Below are 26,241 nucleotides of genomic sequence, written 5' to 3'. Positions count from 1 at the left end.
AGGCATAATGAGCTTTGAGATATTGAAAGGGCAATTGCTCCTGGGTAACGTGTCTGCCCCAGCCTTCCTTTACTGCAGTCTTTACGTTGTCATAGATTAGACGTCGGGGCACGCCGCCGAAAAATTCGAATGCCTTNCGATGGCCCATGAGAAAAGACTCATAACGTTGAGTTGGGAAGGCTGCTACAAAAATGGCCGCACTATGACAGAGGCGCATGCAAAAGAGTTGGACTACGGTACGTTGGCCTTTTATATACGCGATAGCCGTTCCCCAATCTACCTGGGCTGCTTCGCCTGGATCAAATTCAAGGGGGATATGTACCTTTGTTGTCTGCTTTAGCTGATGGACGAATTGACGAATGGTGGAGTATCCACCGGTAAAACCATGTTCTTTGCATAAACGATCATAAATTCGTTTGGCGGTGTGTCGCTGCTTGGGCAGATTATTTTGCCGGTCTTCTTCAAGATAGCCATTAATGATATCTTTGACCGGCCCGATTACTGGAAAACCACGCTGAGGGGTTTTGACGGTCAATGGCATGACCTCTCCTTCAACGTACTTTTTTACAGTATTTCTAGAAATACCAAGCCTTCTGGCAATTTCTCTTTGCGAAAGCCCTTCAACTGCGTAGGCATGTCTGATAAACTGGTATTGATCCACCTCGATCACCTCTAAAACCTCCTGTCGCTTTTGTCTCAGCAACTCTAGCATACAGGATTTTAATGGGGTCGGGGTGGCTCATTTTGACATTGTCATTTTGAGCCACTTTGGCTCACTTCTAGAATATCATTCACACGCTAGCGCATGGAATCATTGCCATCAATCAGATGGTATAGGAATCGTGGACAATTCGATCAAGTAGAAGAGGAGTATAGAAATGAAGTCAAATTATTTGCCACAAATTGATTTTTTAAAAGCCTTTGCTATTATATTTGTTATTTTAATGCATACCATACGATCTGAGAATATACCCACTAGCGTATATCTATTTTTTATTGTACAAGCCGTACCTGTGTTCCTTGTAATAGCAGGCTTTAACTGGTGCCTTTCATTTAAAAACAAGGGCTTGCATACATTGAGTGATGCATATACAAAAGCTTATTTTTTAAAGAACATTAATAGGTTAGTTATGCCTTTCTCCATTATATATTTGTGCTCATTATTATTGGGGATATCTCAGTATTTTTATTCTGGTCATACAGGTTTTATATTTAACGTATATAGTTTAATTGGACTTTTACCAATTCCAGGACCCGGAAATTACTTTTTTACAATTATGATTGAGCTAGTATTTATATTTCCTGTATTATACTTATGCTATCTCCGTAAACCAAAATTCTTTTTATTAATATGCTTTATAGTGAATATTGCTTTTGAATTAATATCTCCATACATACTTTCAAAGTATGTATATCTTTATAACGCTTCGGCTTTAAGGTTTTTATTTGCCATTTCATTGGGTATGTGGATTTCAAACGATTATCATTTATCATCAAAGTCAAACATCCCTGTACTAATCGGTAGTATTTTTAGTATAATTTACTTACTAATTAATACATTTGGTTATTATGCCATTCCACATTTTTTACCTAATCAGCATACACAAAATATTTTATCGTTTTTTTACCCAGCATTACTGGTTTTAGTTGGTATTACATGTTTGCCTAAAACAGTATCAAACAACTCATTAAATAAATTTATTATAAAGCTTGGCAAAGCCTCTTATCATATTTTTTTAGTTCAAATGTTTTATTTTTCTATAATATGCTCATCATTTGGTCCAGGACTATTTGTATACTTTGCCTTTGGCCTTGATTCAGCAACAGAATTTTTGCTTGCTTTTATTAACTTAATACTCAATGAGACTATTTGTATTCTTATTGGCTTATGGTTTTACAATATAACATCTAAATCTATTATTGCTAATATAAAGGGGCTGTCGCACTAAGAAATATTAGTGTGGCAGCTTTTTTGTAAAAAAAAGCAATCCCCGGACTTCGAAAAGTCCGAGGAAAGGTGTAAATTTTATTTATGTAACTAAATAATTTAACACAAAAAAATTTATACAGCTTTCGGAAACGTTTATCTGTAGTTGCTCTCCGTTTTTGTCCTTGCCATGCTCGCAACGTATGCCAAAATCTACCCGGTATTTTTGCCTCATAACGGTCTAAAAATTGGCACCTCCCGGCAGGCACCAATTTTGAATGTCACTGGGGACGGTTCGTGCGCCACGCAGGGGCGCATCATATAGTGGGTGGGAATCCCCCACTGAGAAAGATCTAGCAAATCACTCATAGCGAGTCTTGGGCGGCATAGGGTAACCTATGTCGTTAAGCGTAGACCGCAAGGTAGTAGGCCGAAAGCGAAAGCTGAAGGGATAGAGCCTCGAAATCCCAATCGGGAAGGTTGATACTGTAAACCGAGTAGAAAACAACATCAAGATATTCGCTATGCAAGAATACCGTGACTTCCCCGGGGTCGGTGACCTTGGCATGCTACACATAGTTATGATGCGTCAACGTGGGAGACCCTAGCAGCTCTTTACGCAGAGGAAGTAAGGCCACCAAGCGATAATAAAGTGAGAAGGCCGAAAGCGCTAGGGAGTCAGATTACTGCATACTACCGAGGAAGCAGGGTAATGCCTGCAGAGGGAAGGCGGTAACACAACATTGACCTTGAAAGAGAAACATATTCTACACACAGAGGTAGAAACCCTATCCAGGAGCGCCAGGGATTAATGGTAGCTTGTCCGGAAAAGATCGCTTATCGTATGGGATATATCTCTGTGTCAAACAGGAAGCGATGGGAGACATTTTTGAGTCCTAGAAGTTAAAGTGAAATTTAATTATAAAGACTAATTGACTTAGGGGTGTTTCTGATGAAAATTATGGTTACTGGCGGTGCGGGGTATATTGGGTCCCATACCGTGCATGCACTAAAGGCAGAAGGTAAGGAGTAGGCCAGGAGACCCGGCAGTTTTGGTTGCTTCTGCAGAGAAGATAAAAAAAGAGCTTGGGTGGAAACCCGTGAAAAGTGACTTAAAATCAATAATTAGCAGTGCCTGGGAGTGGCATAGAAAACACCCTAACGGGTACAAATAAGCCGATATGAAGTGTATTATGCTGGCTGAGTTTCCGTTTGCTAGCCCAATGTAAACCCCATTATTTGGTTAAACAGGATTTATTTATTGTTTTTGTGTATCAGATTTTGAGTTGATTTGTTATAATGATTCTCATGGAGGGGATTTAATTATGTCATGGAAAAGATGTTTAGCCGCAGGATTGCTGATTACGGCCTTGACTGCCGGTGCTCAAGCTGCGCCGTCTGATTTTGTATCACCTAACGTACCGTTGTCCAGTCCACTGTATGGTTATATTGAGAAATTTGATGGAATGGGTTATCTAACATCAATGCCAAACGGAACCAAGCCTTATACCAGAATGCAGATGGCGCAGTGGTTGGCAGAAATCCAGGCTGAGGCCCAAAACCGGCCCTTGCCACAGTATTTAGCCGGTATGAAAAGCGAACTGGAACAAGAGTTAGCAGCTGAATTGAAGGTTTTATCTGGTGAACAGGCTGATTTATCCTTTCAATTAAAAGAAATCCGGCTGGAAATGGGTGTCTACGACGGCAATTCGGTGCAGTACCGCAAGAATGACATTGGTCCCCGGGCTACTTATCAGCCACTGAATGGCAATAATAATGGTTATCGTTATGGACAGGATGGCAACCTGATTGCTTCGGCCCAGTTGATCGGCAAGCTCGGACCGGATGTGGCTGTTGCTTTGGAACCACGCTTTAGCTATGATGATGATCAGCAGGGCGATGCTGCTTTGACCAGCGGGTATATTAAAACAAGAATAAATGGTATGGCAATCCAGCTAGGTAAAGACCCGGTTTTTTGGGGGCATGGCGCAACCGGCTCGTTAATTCTTGGCAATAACATGACGCCGCTGACTTCAATAAAGCTTTCCAATCTTGAACCATATACCAGTAAAGGGTTTTTCCGTTTTCTTGGTGACATGAATTTTACTGCTATGTATAGCGAACTGGAGAGCAACCGGACGAATTTGAGCGCTAATGAGGTGGACAGCCCTTCGTTTGTGGCTATGAGGGGAACGTTTACTCCGCAGCAGAACTTTACTTTTGGACTATCGTTTGCTTCGATGGTCGGCGGTGAAGGCAAAGGTTTGAATAGCAGCGATTATTGGGATTGGGTCTCTGGCCGCAATGATGATCCCGCAGATGATAAATGGAATACTATTGCCGGGATGGACTTTAAGGTGCGGTTGCCCAGATGGAATGGCACTCAGATTTATGGTGAGCTCTATGGTGAAGATCAAGCCAATTATTTACCGTCAAAAGTAGCTGAACGGGTAGGGGTATATATTCCCCGGCTCAATAAAGATGGCGACTGGGATATGAAGGCAGAATATGCTCATACCAGTAATGTGTGGTATACACACGGGCTTTATACCAATGGGTATGTTTATAAAGACAATATTATCGGCGATCCGATGGGGCATGATTCCAGCCAATATTATGTGCAATTAGGCCATTATTTAAATAAAGATAGTAAGATATCATTAAATGCCAATTACACCGCGATGGACAGGAGTGCCTTAGTTCAACAGACAATAAAATCTGGTTGGTTGCAATATCAAACCAAATTGCGGGAGAATGTATTCCTGGAAAGTCAAGTGGGTATAGCCAGGATAAGTAATGCTAATTTTACCAGTGGCAATAATGAAACGAATCATTTTGCCGGAGTTAGTGTGCGCTGGCTATATTAGTTAGGTGTACAAGTAAAAACTGATGAGATGATTAAAAATGGGCTGGCCTAAATTATTTTAGGTCAGCCTTTAGCATAACTGCCATTATAATGACTTAAATTACTATGCAGTTGCTACTGTTTCGTATTGTTGGCAGTATGATATAATAGGGTGGGAACACGAATTGATATTGTGGCCGCAGGGCAGCAACGGACAAGGTGCTGCTTCTGGGATATTAGAAATTGCTATAACTGTGAAGGAAGGTATTTATGTATAAAATAGCAGTAGCAGGAACCGGTTATGTCGGCTTAGTTGCAGGCGTTTGTTTTGCCGAAATCGGTCATCAAGTCACTTGCGTTGATATTGATGAGAATAAAATAGCAACAATGAAGCAAGGTATTTCTCCTATTTATGAGGCTGGGCTCGAAGAGTTGATGCAACAAAATTATGCAGCCGGTAGACTCGCGTATACTACAGATTATGTTTCAGCCTACAAAGATGCAGACGCGATCTTTATCGGTGTGGGAACTCCTGAGCAAGCTGATGGTTCTGCTAATCTTTCCCATATAGCGACAGTGGCCAGGCAGATTGCGGAAACAATTGAAAAGGATTGCCTGGTTGTAGTAAAATCTACAGTTCCTGTCGGAACAAATGACAAAGTAGAGCAGTTTATTAAGGACTTCTTACTAAATAATGTAAAAGTCGAAGTCGCCTCTAATCCTGAGTTTTTAGCGCAAGGCACGGCAGTGTATGACACACTGCAGGCTGCAAGAATTATCATCGGAACGGAAAGTAAATGGGCGGAAGAAATGCTCATGAAGATATATGAGCCCTTCAATCTGCCCATAGTAGCTGTGAGCAGAAGGTCGGCGGAGATGATAAAATACGCTGCTAACGATTTCCTTGCACTTAAGATTTCTTATATGAACGACATCGCTAACCTCTGTGAACTGGTAGGAGCAGATATTCAGGATGTCGCTAAAGGTATGAGTTATGATGAACGCATTGGCAATAAATTTTTAAATGCGGGTATTGGTTATGGCGGTTCTTGCTTTCCTAAAGATACAAAAGCGCTGGAGTATCTGGCAAGGCAGAACGGCTATGAACTGAAAACAGTTAAGGCTGCTATTGATGTGAATACTGAGCAGAAAACGGTACTATATAAGAAGGCCAATCAAAGACTCATTACATTTAATGGTTTGAAAGTTGCAATTCTTGGACTGACCTTCAAGCCTGGAACTGATGATCTGCGAGAAGCACCAGCACTTGCCAATGTACCTTTATTATTAGCGCAGGGGGCCAAACTTTATGCGTATGACCCTGTTGGTGCTGAAAATTTCAAAAGAAAGTTTCCAGAAGGGGACAATGGCAGGGGAAGTATAAAATACGTTGAGAATGTGGCAGAAGCCCTGAAAGAGGCTAATGTTTGTTTTATCTTTACAGAGTGGGGCGAGATAAAGGCTGTGAAGCCAGAGGAATATAGGAACCTTATGCGAACTCCGTTGGTCTATGATGGCAGAAATATCTATCAAATAAATGAAATGAAAGCAGCAGGGGTAGAATATTACTCCATCGGGAGGAAGTAGCTGAAGTGGATACTACCAGAACGTACCTTGTTACCGGTGCGGCAGGATTCATCGGCTACTTTTTATCCAGAAAACTACTGGAGCATGGCTGCCGGGTGATAGGTATTGACAATATAAATGACTACTATGATATTAATCTTAAGTATGCTCGTCTGAAACAGCTTACACCCTTTGAGAAGTTTACTTTCATCAAGGGTGATATTTCAGACAAGGATATAATTACTAAGACTTTTGAAGAGTACAAGCCAAAAATTGTAGTTAATCTTGCCGCTCAAGCTGGTGTACGGTATTCAATCGAGAATCCGGATGTGTATATCCAAAGCAATATTATCGGCTTTTATAACATCCTTGAAGCCTGTAGGTATAATCCGGTAGACCACCTCATCTATGCATCCTCCAGCTCTGTATATGGCGCAAATAAAAAAGTGCCGTTCTCTGAAGCGGATTTTGTGGACAAGCCTGTCTCTCTCTATGCTGCTACGAAAAAGTCAAATGAATTGATGGCTTATACCTACAGTCATCTCTATGCTATTCCGGCTACAGGACTGCGATTTTTCACAGTGTATGGCCCTATGGGCCGTCCGGATATGGCGTATTTTGGGTTCACTCGGAAGTATTTTTCAGGGGAGCCAATTAAGATCTTTAACAACGGAGATTTTGCCCACGACCTCTATCGCGACTTCACGTATATTGATGATATCGTGGAGGGGATTGAGAGACTTCTTGGTAATTGTCCTGTTGGGGTTACTACGGCTCCTCACCAAGTGTTTAATATCGGCAACAGTAGCCCTGAGAAGCTGATGGTATTTATTGAAACGCTGGAGAAATGTTTAAGCAAGGCTGTCGGCAGGAAGGTAGTATTTGAAAAGATATTTGAGCCTATCAAACAAGGTGATGTACCTGCTACCTATGCCGCCACTGATTTGTTGCAGCAGGCGGTAGGGTTTAAGCCTCACACATCAATAGAAGATGGGTTACAAAGGTTTGCCGATTGGTATTGTGACTATTATAAGATGAAATAGGGTTATAAGGAGATCGTATAAATGCTGGACTTACATTGCCACCTGTTGCCTACTATTGACGATGGTGCAAAAGACTTGGAAACATCAATTAAAATGTTGGCTATTGCCCAAAAAAATAATACCAAGGCGATTGTAGCAACTCCTCATGTAATTGAAGGGGAACAGTTCCCGGCTTGGGAACAGATTGTCGAAAGCTGTCATTTACTAAAACAGGAGGGCCGCAAGTTTGGCTTGGAGATTCCTATCTATCCAGGTGGTGAAGTTGCAATTCACCGGGATATCTTAGATCTTGTTAAAGGGCCAGGGCCCTATTGTATAAATAGTGGTCGTTATATGCTGGTGGAATTACCGGCAATGGAGATACCCGGTTTTACTGAAGACTTTTTCTTCAGCCTGCAGGCTCGTGGCATAACGCCGATTTTGGCTCACCCTGAGCGTCATCCGGTGCTGGCCAAGGACCCGGAAATTATTGTGGAATGGATACGAAGGGGCGTTTTAACACAGGTAAATGGAGCCAGTATTATCGGGCGTATGGGTGAAAGACCCATGAAAATGACAGAACTGCTGCTTAGCAGGAACATGGTCCATTGTATTGGTTCTGATGCCCACAGTGATAGGCACCGTAATCCGGATTTAACCAAAGCGGCTGAAAAAATTGTCGCCTTAATTGGCTTAGAGAAGGCCCGGCAAGTGTTAACAAGCAATTCCCAAAAAATTATTGATAGTCAGGATGTAGAAATTTTTGAAATACAGCAACCACATAAAAAGGCTGGTATTTTTCAAAAGTTGCTTAATAAGATAGGAATGTAAAACCCGATGGCCGCTCACAAAGACAATATAGGTTACAATATCCGTTCTTTTCCAGGAAGATTCTTGCCCACGCATCTACCAGAAAAACTATTTATTGACTATAACACGTGAATACCATATAATGGAAATAAAGGTATTTAATTGAATTTAGGAACTGGTTGCGTAGGAGTGCGATAAAATGTGTCTGGTAAGGTGGGAAGTATATTGAGCGACTTAGAGCGGATTGCGTCTTTGGAAAAGCAGCTATCAGATTTAGGGTATCGTTCTTATCAAATTGATGAAATCTATCGGGAAGCGGTAGGTACCAGTATTATTGCTGGACTGTCTCACGAACAGTATCAAAGTATCACAGAGGCTATGCAAGAATATATTGCTTTTGCTAGCAAGTGTCTTAGCCGAACCCCATAAATGGTTAAGGTTCTACCTCTATTGCAGGTAGGACCTTTTCTAGTTTAGTTGCATCAATATGATTCTGGATGATATTATAAATGTAGAGATATGCATTTGGTGAGTCGCAAAAAAGGAGATTGTAAGAAGTTTGAAAAAGGTTAATAGTTATTACTGGTACCTTGCTTTTGGTCTGATGGCAGTTATTTCGGTATTGTCTGATATCCCCAATCTGGTATTTTTTGAAAAAATTTTGCCGCCTGAATTATATGCTTGGGTTATACAATACTCGATAAAATGGGGTTCCAGCGGCTTTTTTTCCTATAGTATTAGTCCTCACCCTGATTATATTCTTCATAAGCTGGGCCATATATTTTTATTTGGTTTTCTTGGAATGGCGTTATATCTCGCCATGAATAGGTCGGTGGCTAAAGCCGCTATGGCGATAACCTTACTTGCACTGGCTGACGAAATTCATCAAGGGTTCACGATTGGGCGCAGCAGTCGTTTTGGTGATGTGGTATTGGATGCTGCCGCTGCCATGGTGTTTATTCTATTTGCCATAATAAGAAGGGAAAAGACCTAATTTATGGTATAATAAGGATATGTCTTGCTAAGCACACTGCTAGAAAACGTATAATCAATAGGAGCACAAGGGAGACGGAGTGCATATGAAACTTATTATTCTTGCTGGCGGCGGTGGCACACGCTTGTTTCCATTATCTCGCACCTGTATGCCGAAGCAATTTCTAAAACTCGGGGATTCTGACTCATTGTTAACGCAAACTGTCAAGCGCTTTCTGCCTTTGCTGAAACCGTCAGACATTGTTGTCGTAACTAATAAAGAATATACTCACCATGTCAAGACTGAGCTGGCTACTTGTGGCGCAAGCAGCGCGCATATCCTGCTTGAACCGGTTGCCCGTAATACGGCCCCGGCGATAGCGTTAGCGGCGCGGTTTTGTCAGGACGAGCTGGGCGCTGTTGCAGAGGAAGTACTATTTATTACGCCTGCTGACCATATTATTCAGCCTGTTGATATTTTCATCAAAAATGTACGGCAGGCTGTTGAACTGGCGGCGCAGGATAAGGTGGTTACCCTGGGCATTAAGCCTAATAAGCCAGAGACCGGATATGGTTATATTCAGGCAGGTAAATCTCTTGGCACTGCGTACCAGGTAGACTCTTTCCGGGAGAAGCCTGACAAAGAAACGGCCAAGCAATATCTGGCCGCAGGTAATTATTATTGGAACTCGGGTATGTTTGCCTTTACTACCGGTCATATCATGGAAGAGTTTCGTGAGCATGTGCCGGAGATTTATCAGCTGGTGTCAGCCCCATTGGTGGAAGTCATCAGGAATTTCGACAGTATGCCTAGTATTTCTATTGACTACGCGGTAGCTGAAAAATCGTTGCAGGTGGTGATGGTGCCACTAACTGCCAATTGGAATGACATTGGTTCTTGGGATGCCATCTATGATGTGTTAGAAAAGGACCATTCCGGCAATGCTCTTCAAGGCGACTGTCTGCCGATCAATTGCTCAAATACACTTATGCTAGGGCGTAACCGCTTAATTGCGGGCATTGGCTTAGAGGATGTGCTGGTTGTTGAGACCGATGATGTTATTGTGGTTGCCAAACGGGGTGAATCGCAAAAGGTCAAGGATGTGGTTGCCGAGCTTAAGGCTCGCGGGCGGCGCGAGGTGGATGAGCACACGACCATGTACCGGCCCTGGGGCAGCTATACGGTCTTGGGCGAGGGCACTGGCTACAAGATGAAAAAAATTATGGTAGCGCCTGGTCAGCAGCTCAGTCTGCAACTACATTATCATCGCAGTGAGCATTGGATTGTCATCGGTGGCACAGCCAAGGTTACGATTGGTGAACAGGAGCAGATGGTGCATGTCAATGAGAGTGTCTATATTCCGCCATCTACCAAGCATCGACTGGAGAATCCAGGGAGGATACCGCTGGAGATCATTGAGGTGCAAAACGGCAGTTATCTTGAGGAGGATGATATTGTGCGTTTTGACGATGTGTATGGGCGGGCGTAAATATAAGTGCAGCAAGGAGGTTGCCAGTGAGTGAGGAACGTCTTGACCGTATGGAAAAAATGATGGCCCAGCTTATTCAAATGGTAGGCCATAATAATGCGGTTACCGAGGAACTGCGTCAGGATGTCAGCGGACTGAAAGAGGATGTTGCTGGACTGCAACAGGATGTTAGCGGGCTAAAACAAGATGTTGTTGACTTAAAGCAGGAGATAGCCGATCTTGATGCTAAGCTGGAGAAGGGTTTTGCCGATATTGTTACGGTGGTTAATGTACTTGGTGAAAAGGTGGACAAAATAGAGACAACACAAGAACATCATGGAGATATGCTTGATGTATTAGCGGTGCGTACGACTCATCAGGAAGCGGAAATTCAAGGATTAAAGCGGGCAATCTAATATATTTGGTGCTAGGCATTATCAATATCAATGGATTTTTTCTACTTATATAGGTATAAATGGGTTCCGACACTTCGATAAAATCTGGATCGTCCGCCAGTCTGGTGGTTTGCTGAGGTGATGCGGCAAGTGGCACAGTTGCTGCTGAAGTGGTTAGCTGGTGAAAAACTGGAAAATGACAGCGACAGAATTAACAGAACAGGCTCTGGAGGAAGAGGATGGTTTTTTGAGCGAGGCTGGCTGTGAATGAGGAATTCAGGCACACAATTTCAGCTTGAAACGCTAAAAAATATTCCTGGCAGCTAGGCTGTACAGGAATATTTTTATTTGGTGTAGTATATAGTATATGGTTGAGAAAAAGAAAGGGCGGGGTCACAATGGAAATTAAACGGGCTGCTTTTAAAGCGTATGATATTCGCGGGAAGGTTCCGGAGGAACTGAATGAGGCAATAGCGTACCGCATTGGACGTGCCTTTGTAGATATATTTGAGGTCAGAAAAGTGGCTGTTGGTAATGATATTCGATTGTCAGGTCCTGCTTTTAAAAGCGCATTAATTAAAGGGCTTACAGAAATGGGGTGTGATGTTGTTGATATCGGCTTGTGCGGGACAGAGCAGATATATTTTGCTACTGCACATTTAAAGCTGGACGGCGGTATTATGATTACAGCCAGTCATAATCCTAAGGACTATAATGGCATGAAGCTGGTGCGGGCAGAGTCCAGGCCGATCAGCAGTGATACTGGTCTTAAGGAGCTTGAGGAACAGGTGGTTACTGGTGCATTCGCGCCTGTTAACGGGGATATTATTCCTGGGACGGTCACTTATGTAGATATTCTCAAAGATTATATCGAGCACTTACTCACCTATGTGGACAAGGCTGCACTTAAGCCGCTAAAGGTGGTTGTAAATGCCGGTAATGGTGGCGCTGGGGCCGTGATTGATGCGCTTGAGCCATACCTGCCGTTTGAGTTCATCAAAGTCAACCACCAGCCTGATGGTAATTTTCCTAATGGGGTGCCTAATCCTTTGCTGATAGAGAACCGCGAAGTGACTGCCAAGGTGGTGCGTGAGAATGGCGCTGATGTTGGTATTGCCTGGGACGGAGATTTTGACCGGTGCTTTTTGTTTGATGAAAAAGGGGACTTTATTGAAGGGTATTATCTTGTCGGCTTTTTGGCACAGGCTTTTCTGCAGCGCCAGCCTGGGTCCAAAATTATTTATGACCCACGTCTTACTTGGAACACGATTGAACTTGTGGAGAAAGCAGGCGGGATTCCAGTGTTGTCCAAAAGCGGTCATGCTTTTATCAAAGAGCGGATGCGTAAGGAAGATGCTGTATATGGCGGGGAGATGTCAGCCCATCATTATTTCAAGGACTTTTCTTATTGCGACAGTGGCATGATTCCCTGGCTCTTAGTGCTGGAAATTCTCTGCCGCGAGGGTAAGCCCTTGTCAGTGCTGATGCGGGAAAGAGTGGCTTGCTATCCGGTAAGTGGCGAAATTAATAGCACGGTAGTTGATGCCAAGGCTGTTATTCAACAGATTGAGGAAAAGTATACGCCAGGGGCACTGAAGATTGAACGCGTTGACGGACTAAGTATGGAGTATGACAAGTGGCGGTTTAATGTGAGGATGTCGAATACTGAGCCTGTGCTCAGGCTTAATGTGGAGTCGAGGTGTGATGTCAAGCTGATGGAAGAGAAGACCAAGGAATTGCTGGCGCTGATTCAGGGGTAGATTAAAAGAAAGGACTGAGTATATGTCTAAAACTCATCCCAAAATAAAAAAGGCGATTATTCCTGCGGCTGGTCTGGGGACCCGGTTTTTACCGGCTACCAAGGCACAGCCTAAAGAGATGCTGCCAATTGTGGATAAACCTGCTATTCAGTTTATTATTGAGGAGGCCATTCAGTCTGGTATTGAGGAAATCCTCATTATTACCGGCCGGAACAAACGGGCGATTGAGGACCATTTTGACCGGGCGATTGAGCTGGAGATAACGCTTAAGGCCCAGGGCAAATACGAGCTTCTGGGGCTGGTGGAGGAGCTAGCGGAGGTCACGATTCACTATGTGCGCCAGAAAGAAGCCAAAGGGCTGGGGCATGCCGTGTTGTGTGCTAAGCAGTTTGTTGGCAATGAGCCATTTGCTGTGCTGCTTGGCGATGATATTATTGATGCCAATGTGCCTTGTCTTAGGCAGTTGATGGATGCTTATGACGACTGTCAGGGAACTATTCTTGGGGTGCAGGAAGTGCCTAAGGAAAAGGTGTCAAGCTATGGTATTGTCAAGCCGGAGCCGGTGAAGGCTAATTTGTGGCGGGCTGTTGACTTGGTGGAAAAGCCAACAATTGAGGAAGCGCCGTCCCAGCTTGCTGTGTTGGGCCGGTATGTGATTGAACCGGAAATTTTTTATCTTCTGGAAGATACACCGCCAGGGCGGGGCGGCGAGATCCAGCTGACAGATGCACTGCGCCGCTTGGCTGCTTTTAAACCGGTATATGCCTATAATTTTGAGGGGCGCCGCTATGATATTGGTGATAAGCAAGGGTATCTGGAGGCGACAGTGGAGTACGCCTTAAAACGTCCTGAACTTAGGGAACAATTTTTGCGCTATTTGTTGAAAACGGCGGGTCAGTTAGGGAAAGATTCTGCGGCGACGAAGTAAGAGCGGTAACTATAAGACTAAGGGAGGTCGGCATGGATAGACAATCAGCAATAGTTACTTTGCCATCAGGGTTTTCTTTTGATTATAGTAATCTTTATGGTCAGGGATTCGTAACACAAGCAGATGTTACTGCTATCGCTGCGCGTATTAATACTGCTCACAGGGCGATTGAGCATATGCGGGCAACTGGTGAAATATGCGGCCATTTGTCTAAAGACGGAACGCCTGAGAAGGTATTATTTAGTCAACTGCCATATATAGAGGACGGCAGGCTAAACACTCCGGCTTCAATTGCCAGACTTAAAGAATTTGGTAAGTCACTGCGGTACAAGGTGGATGCGGTACTATCTTTCGGTATCGGCGGGTCCTATCTCGGCAATAAGGTGTTGTTTGATGTCCACTGTGGTGAGTTTTGGAACAGTAAGAGCAGTGCGGAGCGACAGGGGTATCCGAAGCTGTATTTCAGCGGCAATAATATTGATCCGCGCCGGACGGTGGAACTTGTGGAGCAAATTAAGGCTGAGGCGCAGAGTGTTATGCTGATCGTCATCTCTAAGTCAGGTTCTACTCTTGATACGATGTCGACGTTCATGGTGGTATACGATGCTCTTAAACAAGCAGCTCCGGATATTACGGTACAGGTGGTTGCTGTTACTGACCCGGCAACAGGGACTCAGGAGACCTTGCTGCATAAGCTGGCTGGTGAGCAGGGCTGGCCGATGTTTAGCGTCCCTGAGGGGGTTGGCGGCCGGTTTAGTGTGTTTTCCGAGGTCGGACTGGTGACGGCAGCCTGCATTGGCTTCGATATTGACGGCTTTTTAGCCGGGGCCAGGGCGATGGATGAGGCCTGTAAGACAGAAGATATCTGGCATAATCCGGCCATGCTTAATGCGGTGCTTAAATACCTGGCGGCTGCTAACTATGGGCGGGATATTGAAGTATTTATGCCTTATGCCGACTATCTCAAATCAGTTGCCGAATGGTATATTCAGTTATTGGCTGAATCGTTAGGTAAGCGGACTGACCGCTCAGGGCGGGAGGTGTTCTATGGACGGACGCCAATTGTTGCTGTGGGTACAACTGACATGCATGCTCAGACACAGCAGCATCAAGATGGAAAAAAGGATAAGATTGTGCAATTTGTCAAGGTAGCTAAGTGGGCTAATGACCCTGTGATACCAGATGCTTTTCCGTCAGCGGCTGCGCTGTCAGACATCTCGGGTTTACAGCTTAGTCAGGCCCTGGAAGCCGCGAGAAAAGCTAATGCGGCGGCACTTAGTGCTGATGGCCGCTTTAATGCCACCTTTGTGCTGCCGGAGATGAATGACTTTCATCTGGGTGAATTGTTATATCTCCTGGCCTTATCGGTGGCCTATGAAGGCGAATTGGCTGATGTGGATGCGTTTAATCAGCCAGGGGTTGAAGTGTATAAGCGACTGCTGGGGCCGATGTTAAAAAAATGTAGAAGGTGAACTTTTTGCCAATTAAAATAGTTATTGCTGACGATCACGCACTTCTTAGGCAAGGAATTAAGAATGTGCTGTCTTTAGAACCTGACTTGGAGGTAATTGGCGAGGCGGCTGACGGTGAAGAAGCCATTAGCAAGATTGAGAGCCTGAAGCCCGATATACTGTTACTTGATGTGAATATGCCGCATATGAATGGGTTGGAGGTAACGAAGTGCCTCAAGGCTGACAATACGCCGGTAAAAGTTATTATTTTGACCATACATGATGATGAAAGCTACGTGTTTGAGGTCATTAAATCCGGCGCAGACGGGTATATTTTAAAAGACATTGAGCCAGGCATGCTGGTTAAGGCTATTCGCCTGGTATATGAGGGTCAGTCTTTTATCTATCCGACACTGACAAAACGGTTATTTGGCGAGCTGTCTCGCCAGGAAGAACGAAGGGCAGCGCCGCCGGAGCGCCGCAGCAGCAAGGAGGAACGGTTGACATACCGTGAAGTGGAAGTGTTGAAGCTTATCGGGCGGGGAATGAATAATCAGGAAATTGCGCAGGAACTATTTTTAAGTGAAAAAACGGTAAAGAATCATTTGACCAATATTTTCCGCAAGATCAGTGTGGTCGACCGCACACAGGCTGTGTTGTATGCCATTAAGAACAAGATTGTAGTACTGGATTGATGGCACTTATATAGTAGCGTGCATATACTATCCTATCCCAAAGCGAAAGGGGTAGGATAGTATGCTTTTGTCATATTCTGCAAGTGTTATCCTGGTTTCACTGGCCCTATATGGCTTATGGTATATTAGTAAAGATGTATGGACCTGGTTTACCACGTTACAATTTGTGCAGTTGCCTGATGCCAGCTTTGTGATTCTTGTTTATAATATGGAATATGAAGTGGAAGAATTGCTGCGATACTTAGTCAATGAAATGGCAGAAGGCGGCCATGAATATGATGCTATTGTGGTGGATTGCGGCTCCGATGATTTGACTCCGACGATATTACGGCGTCTGGCTGCAGAGATGACAGTCTTGACGGTGGTCAGCGCGCCACGGTCATCGCGGCCGGTGGTTGAGGTATTGCCACTATGCCGGGGGGCGGTGGTGCATGTGCTTGATTTGACCGGACGGCTTAAAAGCAAGCAGTTTATGCTCGTGGTGTCAGCACTGCTAAAACAAAATCAACGGGATGTAGCAGTCAGAAGTGATAGTTAATGAGGATGCGAGATTGCAAGCGTTAGCGAAGCATCTCGCTTTTTTCTACTGGTGTTGTTTGATACTTAGGATATCATGGAAAATGTCGATAAGCTTTACTGCCAGGTTTAATAGCTCTGGCTCATAGCCAGGGAAGGATTCCCGCAGTATACCGGCATACCGTGGCTGGGTGGTAGGCGCTGTTTTGGCGGCCAGACGAGCCAGTGCCAATTGGCGGCTGACGGTGGCGGTTGTCCAGAGTACCGGAATTTCCGTCTTCCCGGATAAGGTAATGGTTGTTTGGAAAGGCTTTTTGGTGCTGGCGCAGATGTTATCAATAGCGTGAAAATTGATATATCCGGTAGTAACATCACCCGCTATCCGGGGCAGCCGAACTTTAACTGGGACGAGAACAAGCCCAGGGGCCAAAGGCAATGGTTCTAAGTTTGTCCGCTCAGTAAGGCTACGGATATGTTTTCGCAACGCTGCCAGGTCAATAGCCCGGCTTTTAGCCAGCCGCTGAATGACGGCACGGACGCGGGAAGCAAGGATGGTTGCGCTGCCGTCGATAGAGAATACGGTAGTACTGTCGCCTGAGGTGTTATAGCATGGTACAATGGCCGCAATCTGTGTATGAGCAGGTAAAGATGGGTTCATGGTAATACCTCCCGTTAGCAAACATATGTTTGTATTTTATTTCTATAGTAACAGAAAAGTAATTTATTGGCAAGGGGACAGAGGGGTTGGCTGGGAACAGGTGAGCGTTAGAGCAGCAATCTAACTCTTGTATCTAACTGTGTTAATCGGTACAATAGTAGTGGCAGACAGGGAGGGAACACATGAGTTTATTGGAAGTTCGCGGCCTAAGTAAGGCCTATGGTATACAAAATATTTTTGCAGATATTAATTTTCAAGTGCGGCGTGGAGAAAAGGTCGGCCTAATAGGACCTAATGGTGTGGGTAAGACCACTTTAGTGCGCTGTTTACTGGGTTTTGAAAAGCCGGACAGCGGCCATGTGGCCTTGACTCCAGGTGAACGGATCGGTTATGTGGAACAAGATACCGGTCTGGGTGACAATACGCTCTACGAGGAGTTGGTAGGCGCTTTTGGTGATGTGCTGGGCTGGCAGCAGGATATGCGTCGGCTGGAAGCCGCTATTGCCAGTGAAAAGGATGCGGACAAGCTTGAAAAATGTATGAAGGAGTATGCGCAGGCTGTGGAGCGCTTTGAGCGGGGCGGCGGCTATGAGGTTGAGAATTCTGTTCGCCGGGTGGCCTTTGGTTTGGGCTTTACCGCTGAAGAATTGACGCGCCGTACGAATGAATTTTCCGGGGGGCAAAAGACCCGGATCTGTCTGGCGCGGGCGCTTATCCGTCAGCCTGATTTTTTGTTTTTGGATGAACCGACAAACCATCTTGATTTGGGGATGGTGGAATGGCTGGAGGAATTTTTGACAGGCTATTCCGGGGCTGTACTGGTGATATCCCATGACCGCTATTTCCTTGATACTGTAGCTGAGCGAATATTGGCTATTGAAAATGGCAGTATTGCCGATTATAGCGGCAACTACAGTGACTATTTGCAGAAAAAGACGGAAAAGCTGGCTGCACAGGAAAAGGCGTATGGTAAGCAGCAGGCTTTTATTGCTAAAACAGAGGAATACATTGACCGCTATCGGGCAGGTATTAAGTCAAAGCAGGCACGCGGGCGGCAAAGTCAGCTTAGCCGGTTAGTCCGACTGGCCCAGCCGGAAGATATGAAAGGGTTTGACTTTTTTACCTTTAATCCGCCGGCAGAATGTGCCGAACGAGTGGCGGAGCTGGGGGAGGTTGTGGCTGGCTACGGCGATAAGACCGTGCTTGATAAGGTGTCGCTGTTGGTGCGGCGCGGCGATGGTGTGGCGCTGGTTGGGCCGAATGGCGCAGGTAAGACAACACTGCTAAAGCTACTAACAGGGGACATCATGGCCAATCACGGCAAGGTCAAGCTGGGGAGTCGGGTGCGACTGGGGTATTTTGCCCAGGAGCATGAAACACTTACAGACAGCAATAGTGTGCTTGATGAGGTTATGAGGGAATTTGCTTTTAGTGAAGAGCGGACGCGGCATTACCTGGGGGCATTTTTATTTCGTGGCGAGGAGGTATACAAACAGGTAGGCGATCTCTCCGGTGGTGAAAAGGCACGGTTGGCACTGTTAAAGCTTATGCTGGCCGGGGCCAATTTTCTCATTCTGGATGAACCTACCAACCATCTCGATATTGCTGCGCGGGAGGCCGTGGAAGAAGCTATCATGAACTTTCCCGGGACTTTTTTGACAGTGTCGCATGACCGCTATTTTCTTGACAAAGTGGCTAACCGCATGGTTGAGTTAGACGGTGGACAGTTGACTGAGTATGCTGGCAACTACAGCTATTACCATGATAAAAAGGCCGCTGCTGCCAAAGCAGCGGCACAGGCCGCCAGTCAACCGGCTATCCATAAGCAACAAAACAATAAACAGGAAAAATCGGCACAGATGCAGGCCGACGGTAAAGACGGAAATTGGCGCAAACCTGATCCGGCCAAGCTGGCTAAAAAGCTGGAAGAGGAGATTGCCATGCTAGAGCACGAGCTGGCAACGCTTGAGGTTAGGCTAAATGATCCGGCCAGCCATGCTGAAGCAGAACTCAGCCGGAAAATAGCTGACGAATATGCCGCCCGGCAGGCGGAACTTGATGAGAAGTATACTGCGTGGCTGGAGTTGACAGAATAAAACTCTGCACTACTTTCCTAGCCAGCATCGTATATATTCGAGATTTTTGGGATTAATTGTAAGTTGTAGTCTGGTTAATAAAAGCCATTTTGGATTAGTTTTTAAACTGAGCCAAAATGGTTTTTGTCTTTCTTTTATCCGGGATGCTATTCTTACTGCAAGCGCTAATACAGAGGAACCGGTTCCTCGCCGACAGGTGAGGATAATGAATTTGGAACAGCTGGTTATAAAAGCTCAGACCGAAAGAGCGGGCGGGGCGGCATTTGCGGAGGTTTGTCAGCGGTTTACTGGTTTAGTAAAAAAATATGCCAATCAGCCGCATTTGAAAGGGATAAAAGAAGACGCCATAGCTGAAGGGTGGCTGGCAGTGGCGGCGGCAGTACAGAGCTATGATCAGACTGCTGGTGTCCGGTTTGCCGGCTATGTCGAGAGCCGGGTCAAATATGCGGTGTGGAATCTATTTAAGCGGGAACGTCGGCGCTGGCAGCAGGAAATGCCGCTGGACAGAGGCAGTACCGGTGACGAGGAGAAGGCAGCGCTCAGTTGGCTGGAAACCCTGGCTGCTGCTTGCGACGTGGAGACTGAGGTCGAGGCGCGGTTGACTACCGCCGCCGTTTGCGAAGTCTTAGCCACCTTGCCTGCCAAGCAGCAGATAGCCATAGTAAAGACTATGTTAGGTGAAGCACGTTTAGCTGATGTGGCAGCAGAGCTCGGAGTTTCGCCCCAGGCGGTATATAGCTTGCGCCAGCGGGGATTAGCCCGGCTTAAAAAGGAATTAAGGAAAAATTCCATCTACCTCTCCATTTAAAAACTCAACTCCCCGGAATGTATGCGAGTATAAAGGGGGTGAGCAAATGGCAGTAGTTAAAGTACCGCAAAGTGTCAAGCTGGTTCTTAAGGTGCAGACAGGTGTGAATGCCAGCGGCGATCCGGTTTACCGGTCCCGTACATTCGCAAATGTCAAAGCAGCCGCATCGGATAGCGATATTTTCGCAGTTGCTGAGGGTTTGGCTAGTCTGCAGAAAAATACGCTGGTGGACATTGTTCGGCAAGATTTGAATAACCTCGTTAACCAGTAATACCAGCTGACGGCGAGATTGTTTCGCTCGCTAAGCTCAGTACTTGTGCTATATAAAGCGCAGAAAGGAGGAATAAGCATGGCTAAGACCCTGGAAATGGTGTTTCGCACCAGCGCAGGTAATGAGACCACCATCAGTGTGGCTGATCCCAAAGACGATCTGACGTTGGCGCAAGCGAAAATCGTGATGCAAGATATTGTTGCCAAAAACATCTTTGAGATCAAAGGCAGTGGGCTGGCAGAAGTAGTAGAAGCCCGCATTCGCAGCCTGGATACGGTGGCCTTGGTGTAAAGGCACTAAGGGGGGAGCGCTCTGGCTTAGGTCGGGGCGCTTTCTCGCTATAAGTTAAGCATCGTCTTTGAAAAGGAGGGAGCGCTGTGGAACAGTTGCTTAACTATGCTTCCAGCTACGGCTTTCCGATGGTAGTAGCCGCCTACCTGTTGGTACGTATGGAGGGAAGATTAGAAAAGTTAGTAGCCAGCATTAACGACTTGGCGAAGATAATCGCGGAAAGACTGTAACATAAGAATAAGGTTAGCGTGATTTCAGCTTGCAGTTATTTGGTAATTTTGGTAACTATGGCTGATACATAACTGACGTATATCACTACCGAACGTACCGCTCGGCGGTATATGCAGGTTATTCAAATAATGGGTAGTCTTCTATTTGCTCATTGGGGTGTCTCATAGAGTACACTCGTTGCTCATTTTTGTTGAAGGCTGAAGCGCAAAGAGAAAGACCCTGTTTATCAGAGTGGTAAACAGGGTCTTTCTCGCGTATCATTTAAGAATTGTCTTCTTAGCGGACAAAATAAAGAGTAGCAGCAATATACATAGTTGAGGATAAAAGTACGATGTGGAATATAAAATCAGGGAAACGAGACGGGCGTTCTATGATACGGTTTTGAAAGTAATGATAGGTGTACATATTTTCTTTCACAGTTTATGCCTCACAATTTGTAAATCATTGTAGTAAATTCTACAGTTATGTATTATGTACTACATTTATGAGAAAAATCCTGCTTGTTAAGAAAAAAAGTTGGCAGGAGTTTATCTGTGTTGCTGCGAATAAAGAAACAGGAACTTATGTTTGGATATATCCTGTGTATTGGGAGTAGAATAGTGGAGAATAAACTAGAAGGTACTGTTGAAAATATAACATTTCAGGCCGTAGATGGCAGTTTTACGGTATTTCGTCTTAAGCCTGGCAGTGAAAGCGGCATAGTGGCTGTAACTGGCAATTTTCCACCCCCTTTAGTTGGTGAACAAGTCACGTTAACCGGGGAGTGGGTGGAGCATGCCCGTTATGGACGGCAGTTTAAGGCTGTCAGCTGCCGTCGTATTGCGCCAACCTCAGAGAAGGGGATTGAACGTTTCTTGGCTTCTGGGGCCATTAAAGGAATTGGTCCGGCCATGGCGGACCGGCTGGTCAGGCATTTTGGTTTGCGTACTCTGGAGATTATCGAGTTGTCGCCGCACCGGCTGACGGAAATTGAGGGGATTGGCAGCAAGAAGGTGGAGCAAATCCGCAAATCCTTTGCTGAGCAGTCTGAGCTCAAAGAGGTTATGCTATATCTGGAAATGCACGGGGTCAGCGGCGCTTACGCGGCCCGGATTTTTGCCTGCTATGGTTCTGACTCGGTAGCCATAGTGGAGGCTGATCCCTACCGTTTGGCCGAAGAGGTAAAAGGCATTGGCTTTCGTATTGCTGACCAAATTGCCATGGCGGTAGGTTTTGACCGGGGACACCCATCGCGTTTGGCGGCAGGTGTACAGTTTGCTTTGCTCATGACCGGGCAGGCAGGTCATTGCTGTGTGCCGGCAGAAACACTAACTGCTGAAACCGCCAAACTTTTACAAATTGATGCCGCTGAGATTGCTAATGTCGTCAGTGAGCAAATCCGGTTAGGCAAGCTATATACTGAGGATTTTCATGGCATGACCTTAGTATATCCCCGCTATCTGTACCGGGCCGAAAAGCAGGTCACCGAACGGCTGCTCAGGCTCAAGGACAAGGCCAAGCCTATTGACGATATCGACAGCCAGGCGCTGGTTGATGCTTGGGAGGCGGCGGCGGGGGTTACCCTGGCAGTGGCGCAGCGTGATGCTCTGGCAGCGGCACTGACTTATGGCGTGCTGGTGCTGACCGGCGGGCCCGGAACAGGCAAGACGACGACTGTTAAAGGAATCTTGGCTTTACTGGAACAGCAGGGTTTTAAAATTGTGTTAGGTGCGCCTACCGGTCGGGCGGCCAAACGGCTGGCTGAGACAACAGGGCGGGAGGCCGCGACCATTCATCGGCTGCTGGAAGCCGGAGGCGGTATGGAGGAGGACCCCCTGTTTGCCAGGGGCGAAGATAATCCGCTGGATGCCGATGTTGTCATTGTTGATGAAACTTCAATGATGGATATGGTTTTGATGAGTTGCTTTCTGCAGGCTGTGCCGGACGGATGCCGGGTAGTGCTGGTCGGTGATGTTGACCAGCTGCCGGCAGTTGGCCCAGGCTCGGTGCTGAAGGATATTATCCGCTCAGCTGCCATTCCAGTAGTTCGGCTGACCGAAGTATTCCGGCAGGCTGGCGAAAGCATGATTGTACTTAATGCCCACCGGATTAACCGGGGACGCCTACCCGAATATGGCAGCCTTGATTTTCAATTTCGCGAACTGGAAGGCAGTGAGGCGGCGGCTCAGGCCATTGTTGAGCTATGCCAAAATGAGTTGGCGCAAGAGGGCTTTGACAGCCGGCGCGATGTCCAGGTGTTATCTCCTATGCACCGCCAGCCGTGCGGAGTCGAGAATCTCAACCGGTTGCTGCAGGCGGCTCTCAATCCTCCGGTTGAGGGCAAGGATTACCTGCAGGGTGTCAATCAGGTATTACGCGAGGGCGATAAGGTTATGCAAATTCGCAACAACTATACCAAGCGGGTCTTTAACGGTGATATTGGTTTTATTTTGGCCATTGCTGATGGCAAAGTGCTTGTTCGTTACCCTGAAGAGGATGTTGTGTATGATAAAGGCGAGTATGACGAACTGACGCTGGCCTATGCTATGAGTGTCCACAAAAGCCAGGGTAGTGAATACCCTGTTGTCGTTATGCCGCTTACGCCTGGCCATCATATCATGCTGCAGCGCAATCTGCTGTATACAGCAGTAACAAGGGCTAAAGAACGCGTCATTTTGCTAGGAACGCGTGCGGCGCTCAATACGGCAGTCAGGAGTGACCGAACCCGCAGACGCTATTCGCTGCTGGCAGAACGTTTGCGGGGCGAGAGTCTATGTTAAAAGATTGGTGGGCGGCACTGCTTGCTTTGCTCTTCCCCCAGCGCTGTCCAGCTTGCCATGCCTGGGCGGAGGGAACCGGCTGGTGTTCAACCTGTATTGCCCAGGTTTCCAAGCCCCGTCAGGTGGCTTTGGCGCTCCACAATCTCCGGTGGCTGGACGAGTGTCTGACAGTCACCGACTATACCGGCCCAGTCCAGCGTCTGATACGGGACATGAAATTCCGCCGTATGACCAGGCAGGCCACTAAACTGAGTCAACTGCTCGATTATGCCATAGTCTGCGGCAGGTATGCGGACATAGATGTTATTGTAGCTGTACCACTGCATGCTGAACGCATCAAAGAACGCGGCTTTAATCAGACGGCGCTGGTCTTTAAACCTTGGGCAGCACGCCAAAAACTTATCTGGACAGAAGCGCTTGATCGTACCAGACCTACTGTACCGCAATGGGAACTTACCCTTAAAGAACGCCGGAAAAACATCAAAGGCGCGTTTGCTGTAACGCGCCCAGAGCTTATAACTGGAAAACACATTCTATTGGTGGATGACATCTTTACCAGTGGCCTAACCATGGAGGAATGTGCCAGGGTATTGAAGAAAGCTGGCGCAGTAGCAGTGAAGGGACTGGCACTAGCGAGCGGGGCAAGATAATTTACTATTGCCCATTCTGTCTTTAGCAGGATATAATAGTGTTAAAAGAAGGTGTTGGTAATGGAAAACTTATTAAGACAGCTCTTAGAAGGCCAGCAACAGCTTAAAGAAGATATCGCTGAAATTAGAACAACCGTTACTAACATCGAAGGTCAGCAGATAGAGAATAGCCGCTTTATTCAGGCTCTCCGGCATAACTCAGAAGAAGTTAATGCTCAGCTTCACAACATCGGCCATAATCTGGATGTACTTACTGGACGAGCTGCCACAAAAGAGGATGTTACTGAATTAAATGCTAAGTTTGACCTGCTTAACAATCGCCTATTTCAGCCGAAAGCAGCCATTCACCAATTAAAAGCGGTCAAGTAGTTACCCCGGCCAATGTGCCGGTTGTTTTTTTACATGAAATAATTTCCAACCTATCCTAATGCATCAATAAATGCCCGCACGACCTCAGGATCAAATGCCATGCCAGACAGACTCAAGAGCTCGCCGACGGCTTCATCCTTAGTCTTGACCCAGTTCTGCGTGCAGGGGTTGATAAAGCGGTCATAGTGATTGGCCACAGCAATAATACGCGCACCAAGCGGAATATTCACACCTTTTAGCCGCTTAGGGTAACCTGTACCATCAAACCGTTCATGGTGAAAACGAATATACGGAATAAGCTCCTGGCAGAAAGGGATATTTTCCAACATGTAGCTGCCGGCATTGCAGTGATTTTTGAATACACTCATCTCGCGGGTAGACAAATAAGGAACCTTGGCTAACACCTGATTGGGTACAGTAATATGCCCCACATCATGTAAGAGTGCGGCCAAACGGATGCGCTCAATTTCTTCCCGCGGCAGGCGCATCTTAGCAGCAACACTGACCGCATAATTGGCTACCTGATGACTGTGGAGAAATAACTTTGCATTTTTTAGTTGAATAAGCTGCATAAAAGTGGCAAAAACACCGTTGAATGTTTCCGTATCGTCCGCATAAACTTCCGGGTCCTGCATGAGCGTTAGCATATACACTACAAACTGCCTTTCGTTGGAGACCAGTACATGGATTGACCTTGTCTGGTTTCCGTAATCGTAAAAACCGTTAAATTAGCAATATTGTTAATTAGCTAAAAACCGTCATAATCCTGCCTAATGAAATAAAAAAAAGTTTATTATTGAAGAAATGAGTCTAAAGGCCTAGGCTATAAAGCTAAAATACTATATAATAACGATAATTATATTAGTGCAATATAGAATATTCGCTAGGAAGCAGCTATTCTCTATTGCAGTCTATATGGAAAAAGGGGGGATATTCATGGGACTTACGAATTGTTCGGAATGTGGAAAGCTTTATGTTGAAAATGCAGCGAGAATTTGTCCGGACTGTTATCGCCGACAAGAAGAAGATGCGGAAACGGTAGTAGAGTATCTGCGGGATGTAGACAAAGCTACGTTAGAAGAAATTCACCAGGCCACTGGGGTTAAGCACAAGATAATCCTGCGACTGCTTCATAGTGGACGCATAATGGGCAGTGCTATTTCCTATCCCTGCGAAACCTGTGGCACTTTAATTGCTGTGGGCCGCCTATGTGATAAATGCAGCAAAAATATCCTGGACCAGATAAAAACCGATGAACGGCACCAAGAGCATGAACAGCATTCGATTTCGCCCAAAAACCGGTCACGGATGTATGGAAATATTATCGATAAAGAATAGGATTTAAAATATTATAAAAATATTTATAGCAGGGATTTAATATCCTTGCTATTTTTTTCGATATAATATCTAGAAAGAAATGCGAGAGTTTGTGAGGTGCAGGAAATGATTACTCCAAGCCAAGGGGTCAAAAGTGTAGTTAAGGCATATGGTGACCAAAATAAAATTGGTAAAAACGATAAGATTGAAAAAACAGCTTCCAAGCAGCAGCCTGATGAAGTCGTCTTATCCTCTCAGGCGCAGGAATTCGGGCAATATCTGCAAAAAATCAAGGCAATGCCTGAAGTACGTGAAGAGGTGGTAAAAGAACTTGCGGACAAAATTGCTGCTGGCAACTATCGAGTGGATTCGCAGGCAGTTGCTGAAAAAATACTAGGATACTCGCTGCCAACTAACTGGCGCTAGGGGAGGATG

28 protein-coding genes are annotated in these 26,241 nt (G+C 45.8%); 25 read left to right on the top strand and 3 right to left on the bottom strand.

Annotated elements, in window-relative coordinates; genetic code table 11:
* Positions 1 to 670, bottom strand: a 670-nt coding sequence (gene istA, locus SALPA_RS05685; RefSeq protein WP_186450925.1) for an IS21 family transposase, incomplete at its 3' end; no start/stop codon positions are given.
* Between the two features lie 208 nt (positions 671 to 878).
* On the opposite strand from istA, the gene SALPA_RS05680 reads away from it, so the two are divergent.
* The 15 genes from SALPA_RS05680 (at position 879) to SALPA_RS05605 (ending at position 16,378) form a co-directional block, all read left to right on the top strand.
* Positions 879 to 1,949, top strand: coding sequence for an acyltransferase (locus tag SALPA_RS05680; RefSeq protein ID WP_145090806.1), 1,071 nt, complete (start codon positions 879 to 881; stop codon positions 1,947 to 1,949).
* Between the two features lie 930 nt (positions 1,950 to 2,879).
* The gene (locus tag SALPA_RS33165; RefSeq protein ID WP_370516728.1) at positions 2,880 to 2,960 is read left to right on the top strand and encodes an NAD-dependent epimerase/dehydratase family protein; all 81 of its coding nucleotides are present in this window, start codon (positions 2,880 to 2,882) and stop codon (positions 2,958 to 2,960) included.
* 292 nt (positions 2,961 to 3,252) lie between these two features.
* The gene (locus SALPA_RS05665; protein WP_145090803.1) at positions 3,253 to 4,794 is read left to right on the top strand and encodes a capsule assembly Wzi family protein; all 1,542 of its coding nucleotides are present in this window, start codon (positions 3,253 to 3,255) and stop codon (positions 4,792 to 4,794) included.
* Between the two features lie 248 nt (positions 4,795 to 5,042).
* Positions 5,043 to 6,359, top strand: a complete 1,317-nt coding sequence (locus SALPA_RS05660; RefSeq protein WP_145090800.1) for a UDP-glucose/GDP-mannose dehydrogenase family protein — start codon at positions 5,043 to 5,045, stop codon at positions 6,357 to 6,359.
* Between the two features lie 5 nt (positions 6,360 to 6,364).
* Positions 6,365 to 7,381 carry an NAD-dependent epimerase/dehydratase family protein gene (locus SALPA_RS05655; RefSeq protein ID WP_145090797.1) on the top strand — a complete coding sequence of 339 codons (1,017 nt, stop codon included), beginning with the start codon at positions 6,365 to 6,367 and terminating at the stop codon, positions 7,379 to 7,381.
* 21 nt (positions 7,382 to 7,402) lie between these two features.
* Positions 7,403 to 8,191 carry a tyrosine-protein phosphatase gene (locus SALPA_RS05650; protein ID WP_145090794.1) on the top strand — a complete coding sequence of 263 codons (789 nt, stop codon included), beginning with the start codon at positions 7,403 to 7,405 and terminating at the stop codon, positions 8,189 to 8,191.
* A 204-nt stretch (positions 8,192 to 8,395) separates the two neighbouring features.
* Positions 8,396 to 8,599 carry a hypothetical protein gene (locus SALPA_RS05645; protein WP_145090791.1) on the top strand — a complete coding sequence of 68 codons (204 nt, stop codon included), beginning with the start codon at positions 8,396 to 8,398 and terminating at the stop codon, positions 8,597 to 8,599.
* A gap of 130 nt (positions 8,600 to 8,729) precedes the next feature.
* The gene (locus SALPA_RS05640) at positions 8,730 to 9,164 is read left to right on the top strand and encodes a VanZ family protein (protein WP_145090788.1); all 435 of its coding nucleotides are present in this window, start codon (positions 8,730 to 8,732) and stop codon (positions 9,162 to 9,164) included.
* An 85-nt stretch (positions 9,165 to 9,249) separates the two neighbouring features.
* Positions 9,250 to 10,632 (top strand): mannose-1-phosphate guanylyltransferase/mannose-6-phosphate isomerase, encoded by a 1,383-nt coding sequence (locus SALPA_RS05635; RefSeq protein WP_145090785.1) that lies wholly within the window; start codon positions 9,250 to 9,252, stop codon positions 10,630 to 10,632.
* A 26-nt stretch (positions 10,633 to 10,658) separates the two neighbouring features.
* Complete coding sequence (locus SALPA_RS05630; protein WP_145090782.1) at positions 10,659 to 11,027, top strand: hypothetical protein; 369 nt, start codon at positions 10,659 to 10,661, stop codon at positions 11,025 to 11,027.
* Between the two features lie 377 nt (positions 11,028 to 11,404).
* A complete protein-coding gene (locus SALPA_RS05625) occupies positions 11,405 to 12,766 on the top strand; it encodes a phosphomannomutase (protein WP_145090779.1) in 1,362 nt (453 codons plus the stop codon).
* Between the two features lie 22 nt (positions 12,767 to 12,788).
* Positions 12,789 to 13,694 carry a UTP--glucose-1-phosphate uridylyltransferase GalU gene (galU, locus tag SALPA_RS05620; RefSeq protein ID WP_145090776.1) on the top strand — a complete coding sequence of 302 codons (906 nt, stop codon included), beginning with the start codon at positions 12,789 to 12,791 and terminating at the stop codon, positions 13,692 to 13,694.
* A 32-nt stretch (positions 13,695 to 13,726) separates the two neighbouring features.
* Positions 13,727 to 15,166, top strand: coding sequence for a glucose-6-phosphate isomerase (locus tag SALPA_RS05615; RefSeq protein WP_145090773.1), 1,440 nt, complete (start codon positions 13,727 to 13,729; stop codon positions 15,164 to 15,166).
* A 5-nt stretch (positions 15,167 to 15,171) separates the two neighbouring features.
* Positions 15,172 to 15,840 (top strand): response regulator transcription factor, encoded by a 669-nt coding sequence (locus SALPA_RS05610; protein WP_145090771.1) that lies wholly within the window; start codon positions 15,172 to 15,174, stop codon positions 15,838 to 15,840.
* A gap of 61 nt (positions 15,841 to 15,901) precedes the next feature.
* A complete protein-coding gene (locus SALPA_RS05605) occupies positions 15,902 to 16,378 on the top strand; it encodes a glycosyltransferase family 2 protein (RefSeq protein ID WP_145090768.1) in 477 nt (158 codons plus the stop codon).
* Between the two features lie 45 nt (positions 16,379 to 16,423).
* Here the strand turns inward: SALPA_RS05605 and SALPA_RS05600 are convergent, their stop codons facing one another.
* Entirely contained in the window at positions 16,424 to 17,014 is a 591-nt protein-coding gene (locus SALPA_RS05600) for a hypothetical protein (protein WP_145090764.1), read from the bottom strand.
* Positions 17,015 to 17,196: 182 nt separating this feature from the next.
* Here SALPA_RS05600 and SALPA_RS05595 point away from each other — a divergent pair, with 182 nt between their 5' ends.
* From SALPA_RS05595 to SALPA_RS05560, 8 genes are all read left to right on the top strand, one after another.
* Complete coding sequence (locus SALPA_RS05595; RefSeq protein WP_145090762.1) at positions 17,197 to 19,110, top strand: ABC-F family ATP-binding cassette domain-containing protein; 1,914 nt, start codon at positions 17,197 to 17,199, stop codon at positions 19,108 to 19,110.
* 205 nt (positions 19,111 to 19,315) lie between these two features.
* A complete protein-coding gene (locus SALPA_RS05590) occupies positions 19,316 to 19,918 on the top strand; it encodes an RNA polymerase sigma factor (protein WP_145090759.1) in 603 nt (200 codons plus the stop codon).
* A gap of 46 nt (positions 19,919 to 19,964) precedes the next feature.
* Positions 19,965 to 20,189, top strand: a complete 225-nt coding sequence (locus SALPA_RS05585; RefSeq protein WP_145090756.1) for a DUF1659 domain-containing protein — start codon at positions 19,965 to 19,967, stop codon at positions 20,187 to 20,189.
* A 78-nt stretch (positions 20,190 to 20,267) separates the two neighbouring features.
* Complete coding sequence (locus SALPA_RS05580; protein ID WP_145090753.1) at positions 20,268 to 20,480, top strand: DUF2922 domain-containing protein; 213 nt, start codon at positions 20,268 to 20,270, stop codon at positions 20,478 to 20,480.
* Positions 20,481 to 20,566: 86 nt separating this feature from the next.
* Positions 20,567 to 20,710 (top strand): YvrJ family protein, encoded by a 144-nt coding sequence (locus tag SALPA_RS05575; RefSeq protein ID WP_021169200.1) that lies wholly within the window; start codon positions 20,567 to 20,569, stop codon positions 20,708 to 20,710.
* A gap of 564 nt (positions 20,711 to 21,274) precedes the next feature.
* Positions 21,275 to 23,470, top strand: a complete 2,196-nt coding sequence (locus SALPA_RS05570) for an ATP-dependent RecD-like DNA helicase (RefSeq protein WP_145101754.1) — start codon at positions 21,275 to 21,277, stop codon at positions 23,468 to 23,470.
* On the top strand, positions 23,464 to 24,120 hold the full coding sequence (locus tag SALPA_RS05565) for a ComF family protein (RefSeq protein WP_145090750.1): 657 nt from the start codon (positions 23,464 to 23,466) through the stop codon (positions 24,118 to 24,120). The genes SALPA_RS05570 and SALPA_RS05565 overlap by 7 nt, the downstream gene beginning before the upstream one ends.
* Positions 24,121 to 24,180: 60 nt before the next feature.
* Entirely contained in the window at positions 24,181 to 24,489 is a 309-nt protein-coding gene (locus tag SALPA_RS05560) for a hypothetical protein (protein ID WP_145090747.1), read from the top strand.
* Positions 24,490 to 24,539: 50 nt separating this feature from the next.
* Here the strand turns inward: SALPA_RS05560 and SALPA_RS05555 are convergent, their stop codons facing one another.
* Positions 24,540 to 25,142 carry an HD-GYP domain-containing protein gene (locus SALPA_RS05555; protein ID WP_145090744.1) on the bottom strand — a complete coding sequence of 201 codons (603 nt, stop codon included), beginning with the start codon at positions 25,140 to 25,142 and terminating at the stop codon, positions 24,540 to 24,542.
* 283 nt (positions 25,143 to 25,425) lie between these two features.
* Between SALPA_RS05555 and SALPA_RS05550 the strand changes: the two genes are divergently transcribed.
* Both SALPA_RS05550 and flgM read left to right on the top strand, forming a co-directional pair.
* A complete protein-coding gene (locus SALPA_RS05550) occupies positions 25,426 to 25,827 on the top strand; it encodes a flagellar protein (RefSeq protein ID WP_145090741.1) in 402 nt (133 codons plus the stop codon).
* 105 nt (positions 25,828 to 25,932) lie between these two features.
* Entirely contained in the window at positions 25,933 to 26,232 is a 300-nt protein-coding gene (gene flgM / locus SALPA_RS05545; protein WP_145090736.1) for a flagellar biosynthesis anti-sigma factor FlgM, read from the top strand.
* Positions 26,233 to 26,241: the final 9 nt, after the last annotated feature.

It is taken from the genome of Sporomusa sp. KB1 (assembly GCF_007830295.1).
Classification (GTDB): Bacteria; Bacillota; Negativicutes; order Sporomusales; family Sporomusaceae; genus Sporomusa.
Note: the sequence above shows the minus strand (reverse complement) of the source record. Positions and strands in the feature narration are given on the sequence as shown.